Source organism: Streptomyces sp. NPDC028635 (assembly GCF_040637635.1).
Taxonomy (GTDB): Bacteria; Actinomycetota; Actinomycetes; order Streptomycetales; family Streptomycetaceae; genus Streptomyces.
On sequence record NZ_JBEZWX010000002.1, the window covers coordinates 1 to 26,538 of the forward strand.

The 26,538-nt window shown below is 73.0% G+C and carries 21 protein-coding genes and 1 other RNA gene; 12 read left to right on the forward strand and 10 right to left on the reverse strand.

Annotated elements, in window-relative coordinates; translation table 11 throughout:
• Positions 1-268 precede the first annotated feature (268 nt).
• Together AB0E88_RS02170 and AB0E88_RS02175 are read right to left on the reverse strand one after the other, a co-directional pair.
• Positions 269-1,519, reverse strand: coding sequence for a glycosyltransferase 87 family protein (locus tag AB0E88_RS02170; RefSeq protein ID WP_361622332.1), 1,251 nt, complete (start codon positions 1,517-1,519; stop codon positions 269-271).
• 67 nt (positions 1,520-1,586) lie between these two features.
• Complete coding sequence (locus AB0E88_RS02175) at positions 1,587-2,084, reverse strand: MarR family transcriptional regulator (protein WP_361622335.1); 498 nt, start codon at positions 2,082-2,084, stop codon at positions 1,587-1,589.
• Between the two features lie 172 nt (positions 2,085-2,256).
• On the opposite strand from AB0E88_RS02175, the gene AB0E88_RS02180 reads away from it, so the two are divergent.
• The gene (locus AB0E88_RS02180; protein ID WP_361622338.1) at positions 2,257-2,670 is read left to right on the forward strand and encodes an organic hydroperoxide resistance protein; all 414 of its coding nucleotides are present in this window, start codon (positions 2,257-2,259) and stop codon (positions 2,668-2,670) included.
• 21 nt (positions 2,671-2,691) lie between these two features.
• On the opposite strand, the gene AB0E88_RS02185 is transcribed toward AB0E88_RS02180, so the two are convergent.
• From AB0E88_RS02185 to AB0E88_RS02210, 6 genes are all read right to left on the reverse strand, one after another.
• Complete coding sequence (locus AB0E88_RS02185; RefSeq protein ID WP_361622341.1) at positions 2,692-4,368, reverse strand: hypothetical protein; 1,677 nt, start codon at positions 4,366-4,368, stop codon at positions 2,692-2,694.
• Positions 4,369-4,667: 299 nt separating this feature from the next.
• Complete coding sequence (locus tag AB0E88_RS02190) at positions 4,668-5,534, reverse strand: hypothetical protein (RefSeq protein ID WP_361622344.1); 867 nt, start codon at positions 5,532-5,534, stop codon at positions 4,668-4,670.
• 133 nt (positions 5,535-5,667) lie between these two features.
• Positions 5,668-6,582 (reverse strand): carbohydrate ABC transporter permease, encoded by a 915-nt coding sequence (locus AB0E88_RS02195; RefSeq protein WP_361622347.1) that lies wholly within the window; start codon positions 6,580-6,582, stop codon positions 5,668-5,670.
• Complete coding sequence (locus AB0E88_RS02200; protein ID WP_361622350.1) at positions 6,579-7,922, reverse strand: sugar ABC transporter permease; 1,344 nt, start codon at positions 7,920-7,922, stop codon at positions 6,579-6,581. The genes AB0E88_RS02195 and AB0E88_RS02200 overlap by 4 nt, the downstream gene beginning before the upstream one ends.
• Positions 7,923-7,926: 4 nt before the next feature.
• The gene (locus tag AB0E88_RS02205) at positions 7,927-9,318 is read right to left on the reverse strand and encodes an extracellular solute-binding protein (RefSeq protein WP_361622353.1); all 1,392 of its coding nucleotides are present in this window, start codon (positions 9,316-9,318) and stop codon (positions 7,927-7,929) included.
• 213 nt (positions 9,319-9,531) lie between these two features.
• Positions 9,532-13,194, reverse strand: a complete 3,663-nt coding sequence (locus tag AB0E88_RS02210; protein WP_361622356.1) for an FHA domain-containing protein — start codon at positions 13,192-13,194, stop codon at positions 9,532-9,534.
• Between the two features lie 343 nt (positions 13,195-13,537).
• Between AB0E88_RS02210 and AB0E88_RS02215 the strand changes: the two genes are divergently transcribed.
• The 4 genes from AB0E88_RS02215 to AB0E88_RS02230 all read left to right on the forward strand — a co-directional run bounded on the left by AB0E88_RS02215 (position 13,538) and on the right by AB0E88_RS02230 (position 19,218).
• Positions 13,538-15,244, forward strand: coding sequence for a serine/threonine-protein kinase (locus AB0E88_RS02215; RefSeq protein WP_361622359.1), 1,707 nt, complete (start codon positions 13,538-13,540; stop codon positions 15,242-15,244).
• A gap of 117 nt (positions 15,245-15,361) precedes the next feature.
• On the forward strand, positions 15,362-16,615 hold the full coding sequence (locus tag AB0E88_RS02220) for a serine/threonine-protein kinase (RefSeq protein ID WP_361622362.1): 1,254 nt from the start codon (positions 15,362-15,364) through the stop codon (positions 16,613-16,615).
• A 322-nt stretch (positions 16,616-16,937) separates the two neighbouring features.
• Complete coding sequence (gene prfB / locus AB0E88_RS02225; RefSeq protein WP_361622365.1) at positions 16,938-18,044, forward strand: peptide chain release factor 2; 1,107 nt, start codon at positions 16,938-16,940, stop codon at positions 18,042-18,044.
• 286 nt (positions 18,045-18,330) lie between these two features.
• Positions 18,331-19,218, forward strand: a complete 888-nt coding sequence (locus tag AB0E88_RS02230) for a hypothetical protein (protein WP_361622368.1) — start codon at positions 18,331-18,333, stop codon at positions 19,216-19,218.
• A gap of 146 nt (positions 19,219-19,364) precedes the next feature.
• On the opposite strand, the gene AB0E88_RS02235 is transcribed toward AB0E88_RS02230, so the two are convergent.
• A complete protein-coding gene (locus AB0E88_RS02235) occupies positions 19,365-19,556 on the reverse strand; it encodes a hypothetical protein (RefSeq protein ID WP_361622371.1) in 192 nt (63 codons plus the stop codon).
• A 260-nt stretch (positions 19,557-19,816) separates the two neighbouring features.
• On the opposite strand from AB0E88_RS02235, the gene ftsE reads away from it, so the two are divergent.
• The 7 genes from ftsE to AB0E88_RS02270 all read left to right on the forward strand — a co-directional run bounded on the left by ftsE (position 19,817) and on the right by AB0E88_RS02270 (position 25,385).
• Positions 19,817-20,506 (forward strand): cell division ATP-binding protein FtsE, encoded by a 690-nt coding sequence (gene ftsE / locus AB0E88_RS02240; RefSeq protein ID WP_361622374.1) that lies wholly within the window; start codon positions 19,817-19,819, stop codon positions 20,504-20,506.
• 51 nt (positions 20,507-20,557) lie between these two features.
• Positions 20,558-21,475: a permease-like cell division protein FtsX gene (gene ftsX, locus AB0E88_RS02245; RefSeq protein WP_361622377.1), complete on the forward strand. Its 918-nt coding sequence runs from the start codon at positions 20,558-20,560 to the stop codon at positions 21,473-21,475.
• 68 nt (positions 21,476-21,543) lie between these two features.
• Positions 21,544-22,716: a S41 family peptidase gene (locus tag AB0E88_RS02250; protein ID WP_361622380.1), complete on the forward strand. Its 1,173-nt coding sequence runs from the start codon at positions 21,544-21,546 to the stop codon at positions 22,714-22,716.
• A 65-nt stretch (positions 22,717-22,781) separates the two neighbouring features.
• Positions 22,782-23,261: an SsrA-binding protein SmpB gene (smpB, locus tag AB0E88_RS02255; RefSeq protein WP_361622383.1), complete on the forward strand. Its 480-nt coding sequence runs from the start codon at positions 22,782-22,784 to the stop codon at positions 23,259-23,261.
• A 101-nt stretch (positions 23,262-23,362) separates the two neighbouring features.
• Positions 23,363-23,767: a transfer-messenger RNA gene (gene ssrA / locus AB0E88_RS02260) on the forward strand.
• A 116-nt stretch (positions 23,768-23,883) separates the two neighbouring features.
• Entirely contained in the window at positions 23,884-24,288 is a 405-nt protein-coding gene (gene tsaA / locus AB0E88_RS02265; RefSeq protein ID WP_361622385.1) for a tRNA (N6-threonylcarbamoyladenosine(37)-N6)-methyltransferase TrmO, read from the forward strand.
• 107 nt (positions 24,289-24,395) lie between these two features.
• Entirely contained in the window at positions 24,396-25,385 is a 990-nt protein-coding gene (locus AB0E88_RS02270) for a DUF4232 domain-containing protein (RefSeq protein ID WP_361622388.1), read from the forward strand.
• Here the strand turns inward: AB0E88_RS02270 and AB0E88_RS02275 are convergent.
• Complete coding sequence (locus tag AB0E88_RS02275) at positions 25,382-26,491, reverse strand: haloacid dehalogenase-like hydrolase (protein ID WP_361622391.1); 1,110 nt, start codon at positions 26,489-26,491, stop codon at positions 25,382-25,384. The genes AB0E88_RS02270 and AB0E88_RS02275 overlap by 4 nt on opposite strands.
• Positions 26,492-26,538 lie beyond the last annotated feature (47 nt).

A 26,538-nucleotide genomic window follows, 5' to 3' on the forward strand; every position in this document is an offset into this window, starting at 1 on the left:
GCGCCGCAGGCAAAGGCGACCGGCCACAACGCACCCGCAGACACAACACGACCAGGCGCCGCAGGCAAAGGCGACCGGCCACAACGCACCCGCAGACACAACACGACCGGGCGCCGCAGGCAAAGGCGACCGGCCACAACGCACCCGCAGACACAACACGACCGGGCGCCGCAGGCAAAGGCGACCGGCCACAACGCACCCGCAGCCGAAACACGACCGGGCGCCGCAGGCAACCCCACCCAGCCGCCGGCAGGCCAAGGTTCCCGCCTCAAGACGCCTTGCTCAGCGCCCAATCCACAGCGCGTCGGCTGTCCGGGACCGACGCCGGGTCGGGCGTCCCCCGCGTCGCCCGCCAAAGCCGCACGAGGGACCAGATCGCGGCCGCCGCCAGCAGCCCGTTGCGGGCCAGCATCAGGCCCACCCCCGTGGTCGTACTGAGGATCACCTCGCGGTACATCACCGGGTACACCACCACGCTCACCGCCGCCGCGACGGCGACCAGCACCGTCACCGGCCGCTGCACCGTGTGCCGGACGGTCAGGCAGGCCGCGGACAGCCCCAGCAGCCAGATCAGGTACTGAGGACTCACCACCCGGCTGGTGACCGTGAACAGCAGCACCGCCGCCAGCGCCGCGTCACACGGCGTGGCCGCCGTCCACCGGCGGGACCGCAGCCGCCAGAGCAGCAGCAGCGCGAAGGACACGGCGGTCAGCGCCAGCGACGCATGGGCGACCGCGGTGACATGCGGACCGACGAACTCCATCGCCCCGTACTGGTACCGCACCCGCCCCGGCCAGCCGGCGTGCCGGGCGAGGCCCAGCAGCGTGCCGCCGAGCGACTCGATCTGGACGCCGCGGCCACCCTGGTTGCCCAGGAAGGACAGGGAGTTGCGGAAGACCAGGCCGAGCAGCGCGCACGTCACCGCACCCACCGCCGCCGCCCAGATCCACGCCGTCCGGGTCGCCCGGCCCTTCGCCGTGCCCAGCAGCACCAGCACCGGCCACACCTTCACCAGCGCCCCCAACGCCGCCAAGGCCCCGCCCGCGCGCGGGAAGCGCGCCAGCGCCAGCAGGGCGAGCACGGCGAACGCGGTCACGATCACGTCGTAGCGGGCGAGCGGCAGATGCAGCAGCAGGGGCAGGCCGCACGTCCAGTACCAGGCGCCGAGCCCGCTGCCGCCGTCCCGCCGGCCCGCGCGGGCCAGTGCGAACGTGACGGCCGCGTCGCACAGGAGCGTGAGCACGACGAACGCCTGGAGGTACGTCAGTCCCGGCAGCGCCGCCGGTGACAGCATCACCAGCCCGGCGCCCGGCGGGTACTGCCACAGCGTGTCGTGCGCCGGGAACGCGCCGTGGGCGAGGACGTTCATCCAGTGGTGGTAGAGGCCCCACACCTCGTGTGCGACCCGGCCGTTGCCGAGCGCGGCCGGGGTGCTGTGGGTGAGCACCCACAGCATCAGGCCGCGGGTGGCGAGCCACGCGGCGGTGAGCGGGACGGCGCGAACAAGTCGTCTTGACATCACGGCGGATCGTAAGACGGGCGAATGCCGCGTCAGGTGTCATCCGGCCTGTCGGCGCCGAACGCCATCAATTCGGGGCAACTCCGGGCTGCTCTCCCTGCTGTGCCGCCGCGTCGAGCGCCGTCGTCAGCCGGTCGAGGCGGCCGCGCAGTTCGCGGATCTCGTCGAGGTCGAAGCCGGTGGAGGCCATGATCCGGCGCGGCACCTGCAGGGCGTGCTCGCGCAGCGCCGTGCCCTCGTCGGTGAGCCGTACCCGGACCGACCGCTCGTCATGGGCGTCGCGCTCGCGGCGGACCAGGCCGGCCGCCTCGAGCCGCTTCAGCAGCGGCGACAGCGTGCCGGAGTCCAGGCGCAGGTGTTCGCCGAGCTTCTTGACCGGCAGCTCGCCCCGCTCCCACAGCACCAGCATCGCCAGGTACTGCGGGTAGGTGAGCCCGAGGTCCTTGAGGATCACGCGGTAGACGCCGTTGAAGGCGCGGGAGGCGGCGTGCAGCGAGAAGCAGATCTGGCGGTCCAGCTGGAGCCAGTCCTCCTGCTCGGCGGTCGGCGGGATGGTCGGGGTCATGAGGTCCAGGGTAGCTCCGACGGACCATTCGGTTGCGGACAGCAGAACGTCACCCAATGAAGTCGCACACAATGAAGTACCGCGCCACAGAATTACGAACCATTCAGTTGTGCACAACTTAATTTCGTGCTCTACTTGGGTCCGTCACCGACACCGAGAGGGAAGGCCCGTCATGGACACGCTCTACACCGCCGTCGCCACCGCCACCCACGGCCGCGAGGGCCGTGCCGTCAGCTCCGACGGCCGGCTCGACCTGCAGCTGGCCATCCCGGTGGAGATGGGCGGCAACGGTCAGGGCACCAACCCCGAGCAGCTCTTCGCCGCCGGTTACGCCGCCTGCTTCGCCAGCGCCCTCGGCCTGGTCGGCCGGCAGGCCAAGGTGGACGTCAGCGACGCCGCCGTGACCGGCGAGGTCGGCATCGGCAAGCAGGGCGAGGGCTTCGGCCTCGCGGTCACCCTGCGCATCGAGCTGCCGGCCCACATCGACGAGGCCACCGGCCGCAAGCTGGTGGAGACCGCCCACCAGGTCTGCCCCTACTCCAACGCCACCCGCGGCAACATCCCCGTCGACCTGGTCATCGAGTAGTCCCCGCGCGCCCGCCGCTCCTCACCGGGGAGTGGCGGGCGCGCCCGTGCTTCCCGGAGTCGCGGGCGTGCCCGTGCTCCCCGCCCCGGAGTCGCCCGCCGTACCCGGGATCCGCGCGAGCACTTCGCCGGTCCGCCCGCTCCACGCCACCACGACCGCCTCCGCCGGCAGCCGGCGCCGGGGCGTCAGCAGCAGCCAGCGCACGTGGTAGCGGCGGGCGATCGCGGAGCGCTCGGCGCGGGTGGAGCCGTCGGCGAGATAGGCGTCCACGTCGGCCTCGCGCCGCAGCCGCTCGCGCTCGTCCAGCGCCGGGTCCGGCCAGGTCGGCGCGGCCAGGTCGGGGCCGTATCCGGGCAGCAGGCGCTTGGCCCGGTAGCCGTCGGCGATGACCGCCTCGCCGGGCCGGATGTACCGCGCGGCCCAGGCGTACGACGGCCAGTGCGGGGGCTGCTCGAAGCCCACGGGGTCCAGTGAGCGCGGGACGACCGCCCCGGCCTGCACCGTGCAGAAGCCCACCCCCGCCGCCACGGCGGCCACCGCCCCCAGCGCCCTGCGCCCGGCCCGCCACGGCCGGGGCGCCGCCAGTTCCACCGCGAGCGCGATCTGCGGCGGCAGCACGGCCGCGCCGAGGACCCGGCCGTACGTGTAGTGGCCGCTGAGCCGGCCGTACGCCACGACCAGGCAGTCCAGCGCGAACATCAGCACCAGCGGGTCACGGCACCCGTGCCGCCGGGCCCGCAGCCACAGCGCGGGCAGCCCCGGCAGCAGCGCCAGCCAGTAGTGGCCCACGAGGTCGTCGTAGAGCTCCCGGTGGATCGCGTCCAGGCTGCCGTTCCCGGCCAGCGCGAGCACATCGCAGTACGGCCACACCGCGGCGGTCAGCAGCGCGACCGCGCAGGTCAGCGCCCAGCGGGCCACCACCGTGACCCGCCGACCGCGCTGCGGTCCGGCCACCAGGGCCACCGCTCCCGTCGCCGTCGCCATGAAGGTGATCGGGTGCACGAGCAGGATCGCGCCGTACAGCACGCCCAGGGCCCCGTACCCGGCGAAGCCGCGCAGGCCGCTCGGGCCGACGTAGCGCACCCGGCGCGTGTCCCGGGCCCGGTTGCCCGTCAGTGCCCACGCCCACAGCGTCAGCCCGAGCGCGGCGGTGGAGGGGTAGCCGAGGTCGGTGGTCATCGCGATCAGGCTCGGACAGCCGCTCCACAGCACCCGTTCGGTGCCCCACAGCAGCGTCATCGCGCCCAGCGCGAGCACCGGCGCCCACGGGCGCGGGGTGAACGTGCGCACGAAGCGGTGGAGGCCGGTCAGCAACAGCAGCAGGTTGAACGGCCCGGCCAGCCGCACCACCTCCCAGCCGCCCAGCCCGGTCAGTCGCGCGAAGACGCCCTCGGCCGCCGCGTACGGCGAGTAGTACGGGCTGCCGGCGCCCGGCAGGTCGGCCATCGGCAGGCGGGGATGCAGCAGATCGTCGCGCAGCCGTTCGATCACCGCCGCGTGCTGCCCGGCGTCGCAGCACAGCGGGACCCGCCAGTACGCCAGTGTCATCACCAGCCAGAACAGCAGGCCGGCGGCCTGGTACGGCGTCGGGCGCCACCGTCGTCCCCCGCGCAGGGCGGTCGCGCCGCGCGCGGGCCGGCGGGCGAGGGCGTCCGGGCTCGCGCCCGCGGTCACGCCCGCGTGGGCGCCCGCGCTCATCGGACGACCGGATGGTCGGACATTCGGGGCATTGGGCTTATATGCCCGCACGGTCCGGCGCCGGTCGGTGGCCGCGCCGCCGCTCACCCCGTCGGGACGCTACGTCACCCGATCGGCCGTCCGCGTCTGCGTCCGCGTCCGCCGCCGCCTCCGGGCCGGTCGGTCGGGCGCCAGACGGGCGGCCGGGTCGGAGTGGGCCGTGAGGGACTGGACGGCATGGGAACTCCCGGGAGCCTCAAAGACGTTCGAAGGACGGTCGGTTCGGTGGATGATCGGTCGACATGCCTCAGCGGTGACGGTCAGCGGGGCCCGAGAGCGGCTCGCGGCTCCTGCGGCGGCACGCCGGCGAGTGGGCTGTGAGCCGCACCCGCCGGCGGCACGGGCGGCGCTCGGCGCGGGCCCGGTGGCACGGTGTGCCCGTGCTCGGGGCGCGCGATCCACGCCGTGCCGATGCACGGGGCGCGGGTGCGGAGCGCGGTCTCCGGCGCGCCCGGGTCGCCGCCGTACCCCCGCAGGTCCTCGACCGTGAAGACTGCCCGGTCGCCCCGGTCGCCCCGGTCGCCCCGGTCGCCCCGGTCGCCCCGGTCGCCCCGGTCGCCCCGGTCGCCCCGGTCGCCCCGGTCGGCTCGCGGCGGCAGCGACCGCTGCACGCGGCAGTGCAGCCGCGGCGCGGCCACCCGCAGCCGGCGGGTCAGCCGTACGGCGAGCCGGCCGGTGCCGCGCGCCCCGGCCGACGCGAGCCGCAGCGCGCGCAGGGCGCGCAGCAGCCCGAACCGGATCAGCGGCGCCGGGAAAAGGACCACGGTCCGGCGCCTGTGAAGGGCGCGCACCAGGCGCGCGAACTCCGCACGGGCGGGTCGCGGCAGCCGTGACGGGCGGGCGGCGAGCGCGGCGAGATGGCCGGTCGTCCGGCGCGACAGCACCGGCCGCCACCGCCCAAGCTCCAGATGCCGCCCGACGACCACCAGCTCCCGGCGGCACACCTTCTCCGCCGCCGTCGGCACCCCCCGGCCGGCGAGAGGCACGCGCGCGTGCCCGCACACCAGTGCGTCCGGCTCGCCCGTCTCCTCCCGGTCGGTGGACGACTGCGACGGGACCGACTCCGGGCACGCGGGCCGATACGCCTGCACCCGGGACGCGGGGACGACGACACTGAACCTGGGCAACGGGCATCCATGGTCTCGGCACGGGCGTTTGCCCGGCAACGGCCCAGGTGGGGGACGGGTTACGGGCCGTACGGCATCCGGGGGAACGGCGAAGGGCTCACCCTCGCCGCTCCCAACCGGCCAGGTGACGCGGCTACTTGACCGCGCCCGCCATGACCCCGGACACGAACTGCCGCTGGAACGCGAAGAACACCGCCAGCGGGACCACCATCGAGATGAACGCGCCGGGCGCCAGCACGTCGATGTTGTTGCCGAACTGCCGGACCTGTGTCTGCAGCGCGACCGTGATCGGCTGGGTGCCGGACTTGGTGAACACCAGCGCCACCAGCATGTCGTTCCACACCCACAGGAACTGGAAGATGCCGAGCGAGGCGATCGCCGGCCCGCCCAGCGGCATCACGACCCGGGTGAACAGGCGCAGTTCGCCTGCGCCGTCCAGCCGCGCCGCCTCCAGCAGTTCGCGCGGGATCTCCGCGAAGAAGTTGCGCAGCAGGAACACCGCGAACGGCAGGCCGAACCCGACGTGGAACAGGATCACTCCGAGGATCGTGCCGAACAGGCCGATCTTGCCGAACAGCTCCGCGATCGGGATCAGCGCCACCTGCACCGGCACCACCAGCAGCCCGACCACGCCGAGGAACCACCAGTCGCGGCCCGGGAACTCCATCCACGCGAACGCGTAGCCCGCGAGCGAGCCGACCACCACGACCAGCACGGTCGCAGGGACCGTGATGAGCACGGTGTTGACCAGCGAGTTGGTGATGTCCGGGTTCTCCAGCAGCTTGGTGTAGCTGGCGAAGGTCAGCTGGGACGGCTCGGAGAACACCGTCCACCAGCCGCTGGCGCTCATGTCCTCGGGCGTGCGCAGCGAGGAGATCAGCAGCCCGATCGTCGGCACCAGCCAGAACAGGCCGACGACGATCAGGAAGGCGCGCACCGCGCCGCCGCTGAGCCAGCCCACGAGCCGGGAGGCCGGCGAGCGCTTCGCCTTCACCGTCCCGGCCGGCGGCGGCACCGCCCGCGCCAGACTGCCGGCGTCCGCCGTCATCGCCGCACCTCCCGCCTGAGCCGCCTGATGTTGAACCACATGACGGGGATCACGAGCAGCAGCAGGAACACCGCGATCGCGCTCGCGATGCCCGGCTGGTCCTCCGAGAAGCCCTTGCGGTACAGCTCCAGCGCCAGCACGTTCGCGTCGTCCTGCGAGGAGCCCGGGGCGATGATGAAGACCAGGTCGAAGATCTTCAGCACATTGATCATCAGTGTCACGGCGACCACCGCGAGCACCGGCGCCAGCAGCGGCACCGTGACCCGCCGGAACACCTGCCACTCGTTGGCTCCGTCGACCCGGGCCGCCTCCAGCAGCTCCCGTGGCACCCCGGCGAGCCCGGCCGCGATCAGCACCATCGCGAAGCCCGCCCACATCCAGATGTACGACCCGATGATCGAGGGTGTGACCAGCGACGGGCCGAGCCAGTCCAGACCGTTGTACGGCTGCTTGAAGTTGCTCGCCGGAAGCCTCAGCTGCGCCCCGGCGGCCTTGCCCGGCAGCGTGAACGTGCCGTCGTCGCCGGCCGTCGTGGACGCCACGACCCGGCCGTCCTTGACCGCCTCGATCCGCATCCCGGCGTACCCGAGCTCGGACGGGTCGGGCGAGCCCAGCTTGCCGACGCCCTTGCCGCGCGTGAAGTCCTGCCAGGTCGTGCCGGTGATCTTCCCCGGCTCGGCGCGGGGCGGCACGGCCTCCTTGGCGCTGTCGGGCATCTGGTCGGGCGCGACGCCCACCAGCGGCAGCAGCACCGGCTGCCCCGCCTGCACCGGCGTCTTCGTGACGAAGCCGCCTCCCTCCGCCTCCAGCGGCGACTTGCGGCCCGGGTGCGCCTTCGGGAACGCTGAGGACTGCGCGAACGTGTCGTGCACGCCGACCCACACCGCGTTCGCGACGCCCTTGTCCGGGTCCTGGTCGTAGACCAGGCGGAAGATGATGCCGGCCGCGAGCATGGAGATCGCCATCGGCATGAAGACGACCAGCTTGAACGCCGTGCCCCAGCGCACCCGTTCGGTCAGCACCGCGAAGATCAGCCCCAGCGCGGTGGCGACCGTCGGCGCGAACACCACCCAGATGATGTTGTTCTTCAGCGCGGTGCGGATGCCCTCGTCCGTGAACAGGGCCTTGTAGTTGTCGATGCCGGCGAAGGAGTGGCCGGACTGGTCGTAGAAGCTGCGCACGACCGAGTACCCGATCGGGTACACCACGAGCGCGCCGAGCAGCACCAGCGCGGGCAGCAGGAACAGCGCCGCCACGGTCTTGCGGGTGCCGGTCACGCTCTTGCGCCTGCGAGGAGCGGCAGGGGTCTCGGAGACCCCTGCCGCCGTGGCCGACGCCATGGCGTCAGCTCCCGTAGGCGGCGGCCGCGTCCGCCTCCAGCTTCCGCTGCGTGCCCGCGACGTCGCTCGGGTTCTTCAGGAAGTCCTGCAGGTCCTTCCACTCGCCCTTGCCGGGCGTGCCGCCGAAGGACTGCGGGGCCTGGTCGGACATGTCGAACCGGAAGTCGTCACCGGAGTCGATCAGAGCCTTGGCGATCTTGCGCTGCACCTCGTTCGGGTACGCCGAGTTCGGCACGCTCTTGTTCGGCGACAGATAGCCGCCCAGCTTGGCCTGGATGGTGGCCGCGTCCGGCGAGGCCAGCCACTTCGCCAGCGCCTGCGCGCCCTTGGAGTCCTTCAGGATCACCGCGGCGTCACCACCGGAGACCACCGGCGCGGTGCTGCCCACGGTCGGGAACGGGAACACCTTGGCGTCCGTGCCCACCTTCGCCTTGGTCTCACCGATGTTGACCTGCGCGAAGTCGCCCTCGTAGACCATGGCGGCCTTCGGCTGGTCACCGCCGGTGAAGGTCTGCGTGACCGACGCGGGGAACTCCGTCTGCAGCGCGCCGTCCGGGCCGCCCGCGATCCAGTCCTTCTTGCCCCAGATCTGCGCCAGCGTGGTCAGCGCGTCCTTCACGGACGGGTCCGTCCACTTGATCTTGTGCTGGGCCAGCTGGTCGTACTTCTGCGGACCGGCCTGCGACAGATAGACGTTCTCGAACCAGTCGGTGAGCGTCCAGCCGTCCGCGCCGCCGATCGAGAACGGCGTGACACCGGAGTCGGACACCGTCTGCGCGGTGTTCAGCAGGTCCTTCCACGTCTTGGGCTCTTTCGCGCCCGCGTTCTCGAAGACCTTGGCGTTGTACCAGATCAGCGACTTGTTGGCGGCCTTGTAGTACACGCCGTACTGCTTGCCGTTCACCTTGCCGATGTTCTGCCAGCCCTGCGAGTAGTTCTTGCCCAGCTCGGACTGGACGTCGGCGTTCACCGGCTTCGCCCAGCCCTTGTCCACGGCCTGCTTGATGGCGCCGGGCTGCGGCAGCATCGCCACGTCCGGCGGCTGACCGCCCGCGATCTTGGAACCGAGGAAGTTGATGATCGGGTCCTGCGCGGGTACGAACGTCACGCTCGCGCCGGTGCGCTTCTCGAACTCCGCGAGGACCTTCTTGAAGTTGGACTGTTCGGCGCCGGTCCAGACGGCGGCGACCTCCAGGTGGGTGCCGTTCAGCTTCGGCAGGTTCAGGCCGCTGTCGCTGCCGGCGGCGCTGGGCGTGGAACCGCCCGTGTCGGTGCCGCTCTTGTCGCCGCCGCCCCCGCACGCGGCGAGAGAGAAGGCCAGGGCGCTCGCGGCCACGGCCGCTGCGGCCCTCGCTCCCTTGGTGTTCCGGATGGTGCTGCTGCTCGTGGTGCGCATCACTTCCCCGTTCTTTCGTTCGTCGTCGAACGATCGAGTGTTTGCCCCGTGGCGTCTGGTCTACGCCGGGTCAAAGGGGTCGGCAAGACCGCGAAGGGTGTCAACCCGGGGATCGTGACCGCGTCGTGATGGGCCCTGAGCCTCACCGGGCCCGTGCCCGGGGAAACGCCCGCCTCGCGCCCCGCGCTTCGGGAGCCGGGCCGTGCGGGTCGGCTAAAGGAGTGACGGGACCTGCGCCGCCGACACCTCCTTGGCCGCTCTCTGCAACGCGCTGGCGAGCAGCGCCAGGTCCGTCGGGCCGTTGCCCAGCTCGCGCACCGGGCGGCGGGCCGGCGGATCACCCATCCGGTGCCACTCCAGCGCGACGACCGTCGGGCGCAGCGTCGCCGTCCGCGGGATACGGCCGGTGACGCGCCCCGCCTGGAACGTCGTGCTCCGCCCGCGCGCCCCGGTCAGCCGCCCCCGGCCGGGTGACGGGGCGTCCGGTCCGGCCTCGGGCGCGTCCAGCACGATCCGCAGCGCCGCCCGCCGCACCGGCTCCGACTCGGCCGTACGGCCGCCGGGATGGGCCGCCGCCACCAAGTGCACGCCGAGCCGCTCGCCGTCCCGCGCCACCGCCTCCAGCGCCCGCATGACCGAACCGGCGGCGGGCCGGCCCGCCGCGCCCAGCGGGGGCGCGACCAGGGCGTCCAGGTCGTCGACGACCACCACGAGGCGGGGGAGCGGGGGAGCGGACTCCGCCTGCCGGCGGGCGGCCGCGGACGGGCGCAGCCGCAGGGTGGAGCTCGGCGGGGCGTCGAGGTCGGCGGCACCGGTCGTGGTCCCGGTCGATGTCCCTGCGGACGTGCCGGTCGATGTCCCTGCGGACGTGCTGGTCGTGGTGCCCGCCGAGGTGCCGGTCGCTCCGGCGGCCGTGGCGGGGGAGCCGCCGGTGGGGTGGGCGGTGCCCGCGAGGCCGTGCGCGGTGCGGGTGCCCGGCGCGGCGCGCTGGGCGACCAGACGGCCGGAGACCTCGCGGTGCCGGTGCCACTCGGCGAAGTCCGAGCGGCCCAGCAACTCGGCCCGCCGCTTCAGCTCCGCGCTCAGCGACTGCGCGAACTCCCGCATCAGCACGGGGTCGTTGGCGGTCAGGTGGGTCGTGACGTGCGGGACGTCCCGGCACACGTGCAGACCCTCGCCGCCCGCGCCGCTCACCCGGTCCCGGCCGTCCATCAGCACGATGCCGAGCCGGTCGGGCCGTTCGGCCGCCGCGAGCGAGGCGACCACGGCCCGCAGCAGCTCGGTGCGGCCGCTGCCGGGCGGCCCCTCGACGACGAGGTGCGGGCCCTCGGCCACCAGGTCCACGGTGACCGGGCCGCGCGGGCCCGCGCCCAGCACCGCCCACGCCCGTCCGCCGAGCGCCTCGGCGTCGTCGGCCGCGTCCGCCCACCGCGCCATCAGCGACGTCGGCGTGGCCCGGGCCAGACCCAGCTCGTCCAGGAGGCGGGCCGACGACGGCAGCGGGGCCGACACACGCGCGTGCTTCTCCCCGGCCCCGTCCGGCCGCAGCGGCGCCAGCGCCCGCGCGAACCGCTCCGCCCACGCCGTGGAGACCGCGTCCACCACCGCGACCGTGCCGTGCCCGACGGGCGCCGGGTCCGGGGCGGGCGCCACCCGCAGCAGGCGCAGCGCGCTCGCCACGTCACCGCTGAGCAGGGCGACGGCACCGCACTGACGGAACGTCGGCGCGACCGCGCAGGCCGCCTCGTAGGTATCGGTCACCGGGGAGGCGGGGGAGGCCGGGGCCGTCTCGGCGAGGCACACGACATGGATGCCCGCGCGGGGGCCGTCCTGCGCGAGCCGCGCCACCGTCTCCCGCAGCCCGGCCCCGCCCGGGTCGCCGTCCACGACGACCACGGTGTACGGACCGGGGAAGGACGTCGGCGCGCCCTGAGCGCCGTCGCCCGGGGCGCGGTCGTCCGGGGCGGCGTCGTCGGAGCGGGCCCAGGAGGGGCGGCGCGGGGGCACCGGGGTGCTCTCAGAGGCGAGCACCTGGGTGCTCTGCGCGGCGGCCGGCGTCACCGGTACGGCGGATCCGGTCCCGGTGCCCGGGCGGGACGGCGGCTGATCGGCGAGGTGGTCCGCCAGCCGGCGCAGCAGTTCGTCGGTGCGGGCGGCGGCCTGCTCGCGGTCGTAGGCGAGCAGCAGGCGGCAGTCCTGTCCGTGACCGGGGCGGACATGGGGCAGCCAGCCGAGCCACCCCCATTCGGCCGTGCGCTCTTCCAGCGTGCGCGCGCGGTCGACGCTGATCAGCACGATCTCCAGCACGTCCGGGGAGTGCAGCGCGGCGAGCTGGGCGACCACCGCGCGGGCCAGCCCGGACAGCCTCGGGCGCGGCCCGGCCAGCCCCAGCGCCCCGGCCTCGCGCAGACCGGCGGTCACCGGGACGGCGGGCAGCAGGTCGCTGCCGTCGGGCGTGGTGCGGTCGGCCGTGCCCAGGCGGACGGTGAGCGCCTCCGGATGGCCCGGGCCGCGCTCCCACAGCCGGGGGCCCGGGCCGAGCGCGGTGAGCAGCAGGGCCGCCGGGTCCGGCCAGGTCTCCGCGCGGGCGGTGGCCGTGTCGGCCGTCACGGGCGGCACGGCGGTGGGCCGCTCGCCGTCCGGTGCGGCGTACGACACGCCGTCGGCCTCGATCCGTGCCGGCGTCTGCTCCGGCTCACCGCGTCCGCCGGTCAGCCGGCGCGCCCACGCCGAGAGCCCGCCGCGCCGCCGGCCGCCCCTGCGGCCGTCGGCCTCGGCGTCGTCCCCGTCGGTGAGGGGATGCGGATGCGCGGGCGCGGACTCCCGGGCGTCGGCGAGCGCGCCGAACGGGACGCCCCCGCCGTGCGTGTCCAGGGCGCGGTGGTGGTCGTCCGGGGCGGGCGAGGCGGCGCGCGGAGCGGGCGTACCGGAGGCGCAGGGAGCGGGCGTGCCCGTGACCGCCGGACCCGGGACGGCCGTACGGGGAGGGCCGCCCGGGGCCGCCGCGCCGCCGTAGCTCTCGGCGCGGGGGGCGCCGCCCTGGCCCGGCACCGTCGCGGGTTCCGCGAGTGCGGCCGGCCGGGACCCGCCTCCGTGCGGGGGAGCCGAGTCCCCGGCGGCGCGCCCGCGCGGATGTCCCACGCCGTCCGGCGACGTCGCCACGCGCACGTGTCCCTCGCCGTCCGGTGCCGTCGCCACGCGTACGTGTCCCTCGCCGTCCGGTGCCGTCGCCACGCGTACGTGTCCCTCGCCGTCCGGTGTCGTCGCCACGCGCGTGCCCGGGCCGCCGGGCGGGGCGAGCCGCAGGGCCGACTCGCCGATCCGCAGCAGGGAGCCCGGCGCGAAGCGCACCGCCCGCTCGCTCACGCGCGTGCCGTCCAGGGTGGTGCCGTTGGTGGAGTGCAGGTCCGCGACCGTGACGCGGCCGTCGGCGGACAGGGTCACCGCGCAGTGCAGCCGGGAGACGTCCGGGTCGTCGAGCGGGACGTCGGCGTCGGCGGAGCGGCCCACCCGCACCTCGCCGCCGTGCAGCAGATGGACACCGCCCGCGTCGGGACCGGCGACGACCTGCAACTGGGCGGGGGCGTCGTCCAGCTCGGGGTGGGGCTCGGGGTCGGCGGGCGCGCCCAGCGAGAGCACGGCGCCGTCGGTGAGCGGGGGCTCGCCCAGCGTGCAGCGCTGTGCGTCGAGCCGGTCGGCACCCGCGTACAGCACGACCGGGCCGTCACCGGCCTGGACCGCCGCGGCGAGCGCCGACGCCACCGCGGCCAGAGCCGTGCCCGCGGGGGCCGTCACCAGCACGTCGCAGCTCGCGGCGCGGCCGCGCGCCCCCGGGTGCGGGGCCTGCGGATCTACGACGGTCAGCCGGATCTGCATCGGCGTCAGCGGTCCCTTCTGCGCGGGCGGCGCGGACTCCCCCCACCCCACACGAGCACGACGGCCAGTTGCTTCCAGGCATCCTCGCACCTGCCACTGACAACACGCCCACATGTCCAGGACAAGTGATCTTGATTGGTCGGCTCTGCCCGCAAAAGTGCTGGACCGGGGCGGCAGCGGCGACCGGTTGAGATCGGTCACGTCCGCTTCCGGCAACCCGTGAGACCACCTCGTGCGTCTTTCGTACGCAAGACGTACAGATCTCCGACTCCGCCGGTGCCCGGCACCACGGCACTACAGTGGGTCGGAACGTAGGCAAGGCAAGCAGCAGGGAGCGCGTGACGTGCGGCCAGTCGGCAGCAAGTACCTGCTCGAGGAGCCGCTCGGACGCGGCGCCACGGGCACCGTCTGGCGAGCGCGCCAGCGGGAGGCCGCGGGCGCCGAGGCGGCCGTGGCGGGCCAGCCCGGCGAGACCGTCGCCATCAAGGTCCTCAAGGAGGAGCTGGCGAGCGACGCCGATGTGGTGATGCGGTTCCTGCGGGAGCGGTCCGTCCTGCTCCGGCTGACCCACCCGAACATCGTGCGGGTGCGCGACCTGGTCGTCGAAGGCGATCTGCTGGCGCTGGTCATGGACCTCGTCGAGGGCCCCGACCTGCACCGCTACCTGCGCGAGAACGGCCCCCTCACACCCGTCGCCGCCGCCCTGCTCACCGCGCAGATCGCCGACGCGCTCGCCGCGAGCCACGCCGACGGCGTCGTCCACCGCGACCTGAAGCCGGCCAACGTCCTGCTCAAGCAGGACGGCGACCGGATGCATCCGATGCTGACCGACTTCGGCATCGCCCGGCTGGCCGACTCGCCCGGCCTCACCCGCACCCACGAGTTCGTCGGCACGCCCGCGTACGTCGCCCCCGAGTCCGCCGAGGGCCGCCCGCAGACCTCCGCCGTCGACATCTACGGCGCCGGCATCCTGCTGTACGAGCTGGTCACCGGCCGCCCGCCGTTCTCCGGCGGCAGCGCGCTGGAGGTCCTCCACCAGCATCTGAGCGCCGAGCCGCGCCGTCCCTCCACCGTCCCGGACCCGCTGTGGACGGTCATCGAGCGCTGCCTGCGCAAGAACCCCGACGAGCGGCCCAGCGCCGTCAACCTGGCGCGCGGGCTGCGGGTCGTCGCCGAGGGTGTCGGGGTGCACGCGAGTGCCGCGCAGATCGCCGCCGCCGAGGGCGTCGGCGCGCTCCTCGCGCCCGACCCCGCGCCCACCGCCGTACCGGGCGTGCCCGGCGCGGCCGACCCGACGCAGGTGCTGCCGCACGGCGCCGGCGGGTACGACCCGAACGCCGCCACCAGCTTCCTGCCGCACACCGGCGCCCCGGTCGGCGCCGCCGACCCCACCGCCGTCCTGCCGAACACCGGCCCGGGCGCCGGAGCGGCGGACCCCACCGCCGTCCTGCCGCCGGTGCCGCAGCACCAGCCCGGCCAGCAGGGGCAGTACGGCCAGCAGGGACAGGGGGGCCCGGACCAGCCGCACCCCTGGCAGACCCAGCTGCGCGCCGCCCGCGACCGCAACGAGCAGACGCAGATCCAGTACCTCGACCCGAACGACGACCCGCTGCGCCGCCGCCCCCAGCGGCAGGTCGCCCGGCCCCAGCAGCAGGCGCCGCGCCCGCAGCAGCAGCGCGCCCCGCAGGGCCGGCAGCCGCGCTACCAGCAGGGATACGGCTACCCGCAGGGTCAGCAGCCGCAGCAGTACGCGCCGCCGGCTCCGCCCCAGCAGCCGCAGCGGCCGGTGCGCGAGCCGCGGCCGGCGCGCCAGCGCAGCGCCAACCCGATGAAGATCCCCGGGCTCGGCTGCCTGAAGGGGTGCCTGTTCGTGATCGTCATCCTGTTCGTCGCCGGGTGGATGGTCTGGGAGTTCACCCCGCTGCAGGACTGGATCGGGACCGGGCGGAGCTACTGGGGCGAACTGAAGCACTGGTACGACACCGTGACCGGCTGGATCGGCGATCTGGGCGGTTCGTCCGGCGGTTCCTCGGGCGGCAGCGGCACCTGACCGTCGATGCGAGTCTGGCGATTTGTCGACAACGGACGGGTGATTTCCGTCTCCGCGGTGAACGCGGGCTCCCCGGACGCGTAGCTTTGGCGACAACACGCGTCTGTAGGAGCAGTCTTGGCACGGAAGATCGGCAGCCGGTACACCGCCCACCAGATCCTCGGCCGGGGCAGCGCCGGCACGGTGTGGCTGGGCGAGGGCCCCGACGGGCCCGTCGCCATCAAGCTGCTGCGTGAGGACCTCGCGTCCGACGAGGAGCTCGTGGGCCGCTTCGTGCAGGAGCGCACCGCGCTGCTCGGCCTGGAGCATCCGAACGTGGTGTCGGTGCGGGACCTCGTCGTGGACGGCAACGACCTCGCGCTGGTCATGGACCTCGTGCGGGGCACGGACCTGCGGACGCGGCTGGAACGCGAGCGGCGCCTGGCGCCGGCGGCGGCCGTGTCGATCGTGGCGGACGTCGCCGAGGGACTGGCCGCCGCGCACGCGGCCGGGGTGGTCCACCGGGACGTCAAGCCGGAGAACGTCCTGCTCGACATGCAGGGGCCGCTCGGGCCCGGCGGCTCGCACCGGGCCCTGCTGACGGACTTCGGGATCGCGAAGCTGATCGACACCCCGAAGCGGACCCGCGCCACGAAGATCATCGGTACGCCGGACTATCTCGCCCCCGAGATCGTGGAGGGCCTGCCGCCCCGGGCGGCGGTGGACATCTACGCGCTCGCGACGGTGCTCTACGAGCTGCTGGCCGGCTTCACGCCGTTCGGTGGCGGCCACCCCGGGGCGGTGCTGCGGCGCCATGTCACCGAGACGGTGGTGCCGCTGCCCGGCATCCCGGAGGAGCTGTGGCAGCTGCTCGTCCAGTGCCTGGCCAAGGCCCCCGCGTCCCGCCTGCGCGCCTCCGAGCTCGCGGTACGGCTGCGGGAGCAGCTGCCGATCCTGGCCGGCCTGCCCCCGCTGGACGTCGACGAGCCGGACGCGGAAGCGGAGGGCGACGAGGAGGCCGGGGACGGCGACGGCGCGGGGGAGCCGGCGGGGGACTCCGCCCGGACCCGGGCCCGCCGGGGCGCCGTCCCGCTGGTCCGCGGAGCGGCGCCCGACTCCAACCGGGACACGCATACGTCGATGAGGGTGCCCGGCCCCGACGAGCTGGCCGGTGGAGCCCTCGGCACGGCCCGCGCGCCCCGCGCCGCGGGCGCCCCCCGCCCCGGCTCCGCCCGCAACCGTGCGACGGCCGTGCGGCGGCGCCGGCTGACGCTCGGCGTGGCAGGCGTCCTGGTCGCCGCCGCGGTCGGCGTCGGCGCCTGGGCCGCCACGTCCGACGACGAGGGCTCCCCGCCCCCGGACACCAAGAACTCAGCCCCGGTCACACCGTGAGGTGAGTGCGGGCTGCGCCCCTGACTGCGGGCGCGTCCCTCACCCACCCGCCCGGCTCTCTTGCCCAAGAGCGACCGCCAGGGGCCCCGCCCCACACACCCCGACGGGTCCCGCGCTCCGCCCCGGTACGGCGACCCGACCCCCGCCAGGGGCTCCGCGCCTGGACCGGCGGTGGCTTCCCACCGGGTCCCGGCCCCCGGCGGGGCTCCGAGCTCGGCCGGGGATCGCACACCCCCGGTGGGGCGGCGTCGGCTCGGGGCCCCGAGCAGTCGGCCGCAGCCGTCCGGCGTAGGTCGGACGGTGGAGCCGTTACGCTGGAGGCGTGGCAGTCGTCGATGTATCCGAAGAGCTGAAGTCCCTCTCCTCGACCATGGAGTCGATCGAGGCCGTCCTGGACCTCGACAAGCTGAGGGCAGACATCGCCGTGCTCGAGGAGCAGGCGGCCGCGCCGTCCCTGTGGGACGACCCGGACGAGGCGCAGAAGATCACCAGCAAGCTCTCGCACCTCCAGGCCGAGGTGCGCAAGGCCGAGGCCCTGCGCTCGCGGATCGACGATCTCGCCGTGCTCTTCGAGATGGCCGAGGAGGAGGACGACCCGGACACCCGTGCCGAGGCCGAGTCCGAGCTCGTCTCTGTCAAGAAGGCGCTGGACGAGATGGAGGTCCGCACGCTGCTGAGCGGCGAGTACGACTCCCGTGAGGCGCTCGTCAACATCCGCGCCGAGGCCGGTGGCGTCGACGCCGCCGACTTCGCCGAGAAGCTGCAGCGGATGTACCTGCGGTGGGCGGAGCAGAAGGGCTACAAGACCGAGCTCATCGAGACGTCGTACGCCGAAGAGGCCGGCATCAAGTCGACCACCTTCGCGGTGCACGTCCCCTACGCCTACGGCACCCTCTCGGTCGAGCAGGGCACGCACCGCCTCGTGCGCATCTCGCCCTTCGACAACCAGGGCCGCCGCCAGACCTCCTTCGCGGGCGTCGAGGTCCTCCCCGTCGTCGAGCAGTCCGACCACGTCGACATCGACGAGTCCGAGCTGCGCATCGACGTGTACCGGTCCTCCGGGCCGGGCGGTCAGGGCGTCAACACCACCGACTCCGCGGTGCGCATCACGCACCTGCCGACCGGCATCGTCGTCTCCTGCCAGAACGAGCGCTCGCAGATCCAGAACAAGGCCACCGCCATGAACGTCCTCCAGGCCAAGCTGCTCGAGCGGCGCCGCCAGGAGGAGCAGGCCAAGATGGATGCCCTGAAGGGTGACGGCGGCAACTCCTGGGGCAACCAGATGCGTTCGTACGTCCTGCACCCGTACCAGATGGTGAAGGACCTGCGGACCGAGCACGAGGTCGGCAACCCCGAGGCCGTTTTCAACGGCGAGATCGACGGTTTCCTCGAGGCCGGAATTCGCTGGCGCAAGCAGCAAGAGAAGTAAGTTTGTCGACAAAGTCAACCGCCCCTCCCGTAGGGGCGGTTGGCGTTTGTCCAGCTTTTACAGCACGCTCACACTCGCCAACCCCCGGCAAAGATCCCCTTATCCGGACATCACGCCCGCAACGGCCTTGACGTTGCTTTGAAAAATGGGAAGGGTTGGGCGCGGCATGCGTATTTCTGGGGCGCATGTGAACCGGGGGAACGTGAGCAAACGTGCTGCCTCCTCCGTCGATCACCGTCCCGAGCGCCGCCTCACTGACGAATCAGCTACTGGGGGTAGCAACCACATGACCAAGAAGACGCGGATCCGCGTCGCGCGGATAGCCGCCGGCGCCGTGATCGCGGCCGGTGCCTCCCTGACGGCGGCAGGCGCCGCCTCGGCACTCGACTTCAATGTCGGCGTGAGCCTCGACAGCGGGTCCACCGAAGGCTCGACCGAAGGGACGACCGAGGGCACGACCGAGGGCGCCACCCTGGGCCTGACCGAGGGCACCTCGCTGGGCACGACCGAGGGCACGACCCAGGGGACCACCGAAGGGACGACCCAGGGCACGACCGAGGGCACCACTCAGGGGACCACCGAGGGCACCACCCAGGGCACCACCCAGGGGACCAGCGAGGGTACGTCCACGGGCACCTCCGAGGGCACGTCCACCGGTACGTCCGAGGGCACGTCCACGGGCACCTCGGCGGGCACGTCCACCGGCACGTCGGCGGGCACCTCCACCGGTACCTCGGCGGGCACGTCCACCGGCACGTCCGCCGGCACCTCCACCGGTACCTCGGCGGGCACGTCGTCCGGCACCTCCGCCGGCAACGACGGCGGCAACGGCAACGGTGGCAACGGCGGCAACGGAAACGGCGGCAACGGAAACGGCGGCAACGGTGGCGGCGGTTCCACCACCGGCGGTTCCACCGGCGGCGACCACACCGACCCCAACGGCGGCAGCTCCACCCAGGAGGAGGGCTCCTCGGCCCTGACCGACACCGGTGAGGCCACGTCCTCCACCGGCGGTTCCGCCGCCTCCGCCCAGGGCAAGGACGGCCAGCTCGCCGAGACGGGTGCCGGTCAGACCGCGTTCCTGGTCATCGGCGCCGCCACGATGATCGCCGGCGGTATCGGCTTCCGCATCCTGCCGCGCCTCGCCGCGGGCCGCGGCGCTGCCGCTGCCTGACGGTAGCCGCAGCGACACCGAAGGCGACGGCGGGCGCCGTACCGCGGCACCAGCGGTACGGCAGGCGACGCACAGCGCACGACGAAGGGCCCGGAGCATCCAGCTCCGGGCCCTCAGTCGTCGTCGGTGCGTGCGGTGACCGTCTGCTACACGGTCTGGTGCGCCAGCAGCGCCACCGCCGCGATCAGCGCGGCCAGCAGGGCGATCAGCGCCACGGGGTTCAGTCCGGCGAAGAAGTTCTCCTGCTGCAGCCGCTCGCGGTTCGCACGGCACACAGGGCACCGGCCCTCGCTCACGGGCGCCGCGCAGCTCGCGCACACCAGCCGGTCGTACGTCATGCGCTCGCCCTCCTTGAACCGGTTTCTGTCCCGTACAACGCATACGGAAACGCGAACGTTCCCCCCACCACTGTGCCAGGTTCCGCCAAAGGCTGCGCGGGGCCCCGCGAAGGGGCGGCTCACCTGGCCGTCGTCACCGGCGTTGCAATGTTCCGTACAAAAACGTACAAGCCTCGCTCAACCGTTACCGGTGACTGCGCGCCCACACCCGCTTCGCGTATGGTCACGCTCATCTACCCCCGGCGACCCGTGGTGCATCCGTGATCCGATTCGACAACGTCTCCAAGGTCTACCCCAAGCAGACCCGTCCCGCCCTCAGGGATGTCTCCCTCGAGGTCGAGAAGGGCGAGTTCGTGTTCCTCGTGGGGTCCTCCGGCTCCGGAAAGTCCACCTTCCTGCGGCTGATCCTCCGCGAGGAGCGGTGCAGCCACGGACAGGTGCACGTCCTCGGCAAGGACCTCGCGCGCCTCTCCAACTGGAAGGTGCCGCAGATGCGCCGCCAGCTGGGGACCGTCTTCCAGGACTTCCGTCTGCTGCCGAACAAGACGGTCGCGGAGAACGTCGCCTTCGCGCAGGAGGTCATCGGCAAGTCCCGCGGCGAGATCCGCAAGTCCGTGCCGCAGGTGCTGGAGCTGGTCGGTCTCGGCGGCAAGGAGGACCGCATGCCGGGCGAGCTGTCCGGCGGTGAGCAGCAGCGCGTCGCCATCGCGCGCGCGTTCGTCAACCGGCCCAAGCTGCTGATCGCGGACGAGCCCACCGGCAACCTCGACCCGCAGACCTCCGTCGGCATCATGAAGCTGCTCGACCGGATCAACCGGACCGGTACGACCGTCGTGATGGCGACGCACGACCAGAACATCGTGGACCAGATGCGCAAGCGCGTCATCGAGCTGGAGAAGGGACGCCTCGTCCGCGACCAGGCCCGCGGCGTCTACGGCTACCAGCACTGACCGACGCGTACGAGACCGCATCCAAGCCACGGAAAGGCATAACCAGCCGCCATGCGCGCCCAGTTCGTCCTGTCGGAGATCGGTGTGGGTCTCCGCCGCAACCTGACGATGACCCTCGCGGTGATCGTCTCCGTCGCCCTCTCGCTCGCCCTGTTCGGCGCGTCGCTCCTGATGAGCGACCAGGTGAGCCAGATGAAGGGCTTCTGGTACGACAAGGTCAACGTCTCGATCTTCCTCTGCAACAAGAGCGACGCCGAGTCCGACCCCAACTGTGCCAAGGGCGCGGTGACCGCGGACCAGAAGAAGCAGATCCTCGACGACCTGAAGAAGATGACGGTCGTCGACAAGGTCGTGTACGAGTCGCAGGACGAGGCGTACAAGCACTACAAGGAGCAGTTCGGCAACTCGCCGCTGGCCAGCTCCCTGACGCCGGACCAGATGCAGGAGTCGTACCGGATCAAGCTGAAGGACCCGGAGAAGTACCAGGTCATCGCGACCGCGTTCAACGGGCGTGACGGCGTGCAGTCGGTGCAGGACCAGAAGGGCATCCTGGACAACCTGTTCACGCTGCTCGGCTATCTCAACCTCGGCGCGCGCGGCGTGATGCTGGTGATGCTGTCGGTGGCGCTGCTGCTGATCGTCAACACCGTGCGCGTCTCGGCGTTCAGCCGCCGGCGGGAGACCGGGATCATGCGGCTGGTCGGCGCGTCCGGCCTGTACATCCAGGCGCCGTTCATCATGGAGGCCGCCGTCGCCGGGGTGATCGGCGGCACGGTCGCCTGCACGTTCCTGGTCCTCGGTCAGTACTTCGTCATCGACCACGGTGTGGCGCTGTCGCAGAAGCTGCCGCTCATCAACTTCGTCGGCTGGGACGCGGTGTTGACCAAGCTGCCGCTCATCCTCGCCGCGAGCTTCCTGATGCCCGCGTTGGCCGCGTTCTTCGCGCTGCGCAAGTATCTGAAGGTGTGACCAACGCCAAGAGGGCCGCGGGGGCAAGAGCCCCTGCGGCCCTTCGCCGTTGTCCTAGACTCACCGCCATGTCAGGTCGTGACCTGTTCTGTCAGCCCCGCCGCATCGGCCGCGGGGCCACCCTGACCTTGGTGTTCGCGAGCGTGCTCGTCGCGGGGGCCGCGACCGGCTCGCTGCCCGGCACCGATCGCAGGACCACGGCGGACGCGGTCCGCACGGCCGCCGCTCCCGGCGGGCGCCACGAGGCGGTCGCGCGGGCCGCGGCCGAGGCGATGGCCGACGGCAAGTCCCCGACGGAGGCCGCCGAACGGGCCGTCAGCCGCAGCGGGGACCGCTGGGGCGCCGTCTACTCGCAGGGCGAGTACGAGGAGTTCCAGGACGCCCTCGACGGCCGTTACACCGGCGTCGGGCTGTGGGCGCGGCGCGAGCGGGGCGGCCGGATCGAGGTGACGAAGGTCAGCGCCGGGTCGCCCGCGGCCGAGGCCGGCATCCGCGCCGGCGACCGGCTGCGCAGCATCGACGGCCACGCGGTCGACGGCCGTCCCGTCACCGACGTCGTCGCCTTACTGCGCGGTGACGCCACCGACGCCGGAGCCGGTACGGCGGTCCGGCTCGGCCTGGAGCGCGGCACGCGCGCGTGGACGCTCACCCTGCGCCGCGCCCGGCTGTCGACGAACTCGGTGACCGTGCACACGCTGCCCGGCGGCATCACCGTGATCAGGATCGCCTCCTTCACCAAGGGCGTCGGCGACAAGGTGCGCGCCGCGGTGGGGCGTGCGCCGGCCGGCGCGGGGATCGTGCTCGACCTGCGCGGCAACTCCGGCGGCCTGGTCACCGAGGCCGTGGACACCGCGTCGGTCTTCCTCGACGGCGGCCTGGTCGCCACCTACGACGTGGAGGGCGCCCAGCGTGTCCTGCGCGCCGCGCCCGGCGGGGACACCGCGAGGCCCCTGGTCACGGTCGTCGACGGCGGGACGATGAGCGCGGCCGAGCTGCTCACCGGCGCCCTGAAGGACCGTGGCCGCGCCGTGGTCGTCGGATCGCGCACCTTCGGCAAGGGTTCGGTGCAGATGCCGAGCCGGCTGCCGGACGGATCCGTGGCCGAGCTGACCGTGGGCCACTACCGCACCCCCTCGGGCCGGGGCGTCGACGGTGCCGGCATCACGCCGGACCTGGAGGCCGACGGCGAGGCGCTGAAGCGGGCCCAGACGGTGCTCGGCGGCCTGGGCGACACCACGTAGCTGGAGCGGGCCGGGTTAATCCACTTCCCGCGCACCCCCGGTGTGGTGCGAAAATGGTCGGCACTATGGCTAAGGAAAAAGGGCGCAAGCTGATCGCGCAGAACAAGAAGGCGCGGCACGACTACCTCATCATCGACACCTACGAGGCCGGTCTCGTCCTCACCGGCACCGAGGTGAAGTCGCTGCGCCAGGGGCGGGCGTCGCTGGTCGACGGTTTCGTGCAGCTCGACGCGCACGAGGCGTGGCTGCACAACGTGCACGTCCCGGAGTACAGCCAGGGCACCTGGACCAACCACAGCGCCCGCCGCAAGCGCAAGCTGCTGCTGCACCGCGAGGAGATCGACAAGCTGGAGTCGAAGTCCCAGGAGACGGGTCACACCATCGTGCCCCTCGCCCTGTACTTCAAGGACGGCCGGGCCAAGATCGAGATCGCGCTGGCGAAGGGCAAGAAGGAGTACGACAAGCGCCAGACGCTGCGCGAGAAGCAGGACCGCCGCGAGACCGAGCGCGCCATCTCGGCGGTACGGCGCAAGCAGCGGGCGTAGGCCCCCGGTCGGGAATGCGCTGGCATCCCCGGGCGTTGGTCACGTACGATGGCAGGTAGCACCGGACGTGATGCTCGGTGTGCTCATTGAAAAATCAACATGGGGATGATCGGTTTCGACAGCGGCTGTCGAAGCAGGGGAAGCGTGTCGAGGAAGCGGCCATGATCTCGTAAACCACAGGCCGAAAAAAATAATCGCCAATTCCAAGCGCGATCTCTCCCAGGGCCAGCTGGCCCTCGCTGCCTGATCTCAGGTAGCGAGCAGCGGCTGCCCTACTCATAGGGAGTGTCAGCCCGGGGGTGTTCCCGACCCGGATCCTGGCATCAGCTAGGGAACTAAACCTCTAGGCCCGGTCACGGGGTGTAGAGGGAAATCACACAGTGACTGAGCCCGTCGGAGACTTGTCCGCGTGATCTCCGGGGCTGAGAAAAGCACAGCGGACTGCACACGGAGAAGCCCTGATTCCGCACCGTTGGACGCGGGTTCGATTCCCGCCATCTCCACGAGATCCCTCCGGGGATCGACCCCATGTGGGCGAAGGCCCCGTCGCGTCGAGCGGCGGGGCCTTCGTCATGGGTAGGTGTGGACCGGTGTGGACCGGTACGGAAAGGGGTCGAAGCACGTGACCGCATACGCACTGCGCCCGATCGGGCGCGTCGAGTCCCTGCTCACGGACCGGGCCGCGGCGCCCCGCCAGCCCGACGAGGGCGCACCCGACGCCTGGCTCGTCTTCGACGAGCGGTACGCCGCCGCGCTCGACGGTCTCGCCGAGGGCGCCGACGTGGTGCTGCTGACCTGGCTGGACCGCGCCGACCGCGACACGCTCACCGTGCACCCGCGCGGTGACGCCACCCGGCCGCTCACCGGAGTCTTCGCCACCCGCTCGCCGGACCGCCCCAATCCGATCGGCCTGCACACCGTCCGCGTCCTCACCGTGGCCGGGACGCGCGTCCATGTGCGCAACCTGGAGGCCATCGACGGCACGCCCATCCTGGACGTCAAGCCCGTCCTCACCCCGGACCGCTGACGGACACCGGCCGGTGCCGCTCCTGAGGGCCGGTCTGTGACAGCCCTGTTGCCGGAGCAGTGGCTTCCGCCACAGCCGACCGATCGGCGCCCTGATGGGGTGACCGGATGCGGACCCCTCACCTCGCCGTCCCGGCCGTTCTCGCCACCGCCCTGCTGCTCGCGGCATGCGGCACGCGGACGGCGGACGGGCCGGCCGGCGCGGACCCCTGCTCCTCGCCCTCCCCGGTGACCGGCGGCGCGGGTCAGGAGAAGGACGGGGTGCGGATCACCGCGCTCCCCGCCCGGGGCGGGACGTGCGGCCGGACCGGCGCCGCGGTGTCCTACGAGGTCACCAACCGCACCGGTGCCGAGCTGACGTACACGGTCACGCTCAGCTTCCTCGCGGCCTCCGGCGGGGCGCTCGACAACGTGTCGCAGACGGTGGAACGGGTGGCGCCGGGCGCCACGGTCCGGCGGACGGCCGGGCCGGCGTACCGGGCGGGCGATGTGGCGGGCGCGAAGATCCTCAAGGTGCGCAGTGTCCCCTCCGCCGAGGCGCCCGCGCAGGGCGGTCCGTGTCCGTCGTCCGGGGTGCGGGTGTACGCCGACGGGGGCGACGCCGCGATGGGGCTGCGGGTCGTGGGGCTGCACCTGGAGAACTGCGGCTCCGGGATCCACCGTCTCGACGGCTACCCCCGGCTCCAGCTGCTCGACGCCGGCCATGAACCCGTGGACACGGTCCGCGTCCTGCACGGCGGCGCCGGGATCGCCTCCGGCACCGGCGCGGACGGGAGCCCGGTGCCGGTGGCCCTGAAACCGGGGGAGCGCGCGGTGGCCGTCATGACGTGGCGCAACACCACCGGCTTCGGCGACGCGGTGAACGTCCCCTACGTCCGGGTGTGGGCCGAGGCGGGCGCCCGCCCGGTGACGGTCACCCCGGAACTTGACCTCGGCACGACGGGCAAGCTGGGCGTCGGACCGTGGAAACGGGAGACGGACTCCCGGACCGGGACGGACTCCCGGACCGGGACTGCGACCGGGACAGGGACTGCGACCGGGACAGGGACAGGGACCCGGGCCGGGAGCAGCGCACCCGCTCCCGGTGACGGCGGCTAGCCGCCGATCTCCGCCGGCTTGACGAGCACCCAGCCCCGGTCGGCGTCCGCGGCCACGCCGGCCGCCTTCTGCCGGTCCGTCCGTTCGGCCTTCTCGGCCTCCAGCGCGTCGGTGTACTTCTGCTTGCGGTCGACCCACAGGCGCACGCCCCCCGCCCGCACATCGCTGTCGAAGAGCATGAACCAGTCCGACGGCGAGTCGCCCGCCACCAGGACGGGCCGCCGGTAGGGGTCGATGTACTCCTTGATGCCCGCGAGCTTGCCCACGTACCAGGTCGCCGGGGTCCACAGATACGGCGTCACCACCATGCCCGCGTGCTTGCTCGCCGGGTACTGCGCGTCCAGGAAGTGCCCCTGCTCGATCTGCTTGCGGGCGGTGGTCAGGTCACCGGTCGCGGGGTCGCGCAGCAGCGTGCTGACGCCGATGACGTTCTGCGGTGCGACGCCGAGGCCGTAGCGCGGGTCGGAGACCACCATGCGCACCAGCTCCTCGTGCGCGGCCGTCATGACGTACGGCGTGATGCCGTGTTCCCGCAGGGCGTTGAGGAGTTCACGCTGGCCGGGGTAGATCCGGGGCGCGCTGACCGTGTCGTGCACGAGGTCGTCGCCGTCGTAGTACGTCACCGGGATGGGCTCGGCGTGGGCGAAGAGTTCGTCGACGCGGGTCTTCAGCTGCCGCAGGGTGAATCCCGCGAACACCTGCGCGATCCACGGGTAGCCGACCTTGTCGTCGATCTCGCAGAGCCGGACGTAGTAGGAGTAGAGGCTCTCGCCCTCGCGGAAGGGGATCAGTCTCAGGGACGGGTCGACCGTCTCCGGGGTCAGCTCGCCCTTCATCTCCAGGTAGGGCAGCAGGGCCTCTTCGAGGTCGTGGCGCCAGATCGTGTTGTCCGCGTCGAACACGGCGTACGCGCCGCGCCCCGCGAACTCGGCGATGAGCCGCTCCAGCCGACGCCCCTGCGCCGCGGGCCAGTTCACCAGCCGCGCCGTTCCTCCGCCGCGGCGGCCGGGCTCGGGCCCGTCCGAGGCCCGCGCCGGGACCGGCACGGCCGCGACCGCGCTGACGACCGGTACGGCACTGAGCAGACGACGCCGGGTGACGGCCATGCCGGCCCCTCTCTTCGGGTTTCGTATCGCGCAATATCTCGCCCTAT

What these genes read in the sequence shown, in the direction of transcription:
- AB0E88_RS02170 (WP_361622332.1), bottom strand. Translation starts at nt 1,519, where the DNA reads ATGTCAAGACGACTTGTTCGCGCCGTCCCGCTCACCGCCGCGTGGCTC.
- AB0E88_RS02175 (WP_361622335.1), bottom strand. Translation starts at nt 2,084, where the DNA reads ATGACCCCGACCATCCCGCCGACCGCCGAGCAGGAGGACTGGCTCCAG.
- AB0E88_RS02180 (WP_361622338.1), top strand. Translation starts at nt 2,257, where the DNA reads ATGGACACGCTCTACACCGCCGTCGCCACCGCCACCCACGGCCGCGAG.
- AB0E88_RS02185 (WP_361622341.1), bottom strand. Translation starts at nt 4,368, where the DNA reads ATGAGCGCGGGCGCCCACGCGGGCGTGACCGCGGGCGCGAGCCCGGAC.
- AB0E88_RS02195 (WP_361622347.1), bottom strand. Translation starts at nt 6,582, where the DNA reads ATGACGGCGGACGCCGGCAGTCTGGCGCGGGCGGTGCCGCCGCCGGCC.
- AB0E88_RS02200 (WP_361622350.1), bottom strand. Translation starts at nt 7,922, where the DNA reads ATGGCGTCGGCCACGGCGGCAGGGGTCTCCGAGACCCCTGCCGCTCCT.
- AB0E88_RS02205 (WP_361622353.1), bottom strand. Translation starts at nt 9,318, where the DNA reads ATGCGCACCACGAGCAGCAGCACCATCCGGAACACCAAGGGAGCGAGG.
- AB0E88_RS02210 (WP_361622356.1), bottom strand. Translation starts at nt 13,194, where the DNA reads ATGCAGATCCGGCTGACCGTCGTAGATCCGCAGGCCCCGCACCCGGGG.
- AB0E88_RS02230 (WP_361622368.1), top strand. Translation starts at nt 18,331, where the DNA reads ATGACCAAGAAGACGCGGATCCGCGTCGCGCGGATAGCCGCCGGCGCC.
- AB0E88_RS02235 (WP_361622371.1), bottom strand. Translation starts at nt 19,556, where the DNA reads ATGACGTACGACCGGCTGGTGTGCGCGAGCTGCGCGGCGCCCGTGAGC.
- ftsX (WP_361622377.1), top strand. Translation starts at nt 20,558, where the DNA reads ATGCGCGCCCAGTTCGTCCTGTCGGAGATCGGTGTGGGTCTCCGCCGC.
- AB0E88_RS02250 (WP_361622380.1), top strand. Translation starts at nt 21,544, where the DNA reads ATGTCAGGTCGTGACCTGTTCTGTCAGCCCCGCCGCATCGGCCGCGGG.
- smpB (WP_361622383.1), top strand. Translation starts at nt 22,782, where the DNA reads ATGGCTAAGGAAAAAGGGCGCAAGCTGATCGCGCAGAACAAGAAGGCG.
- AB0E88_RS02270 (WP_361622388.1), top strand. Translation starts at nt 24,396, where the DNA reads ATGCGGACCCCTCACCTCGCCGTCCCGGCCGTTCTCGCCACCGCCCTG.
- AB0E88_RS02275 (WP_361622391.1), bottom strand. Translation starts at nt 26,491, where the DNA reads ATGGCCGTCACCCGGCGTCGTCTGCTCAGTGCCGTACCGGTCGTCAGC.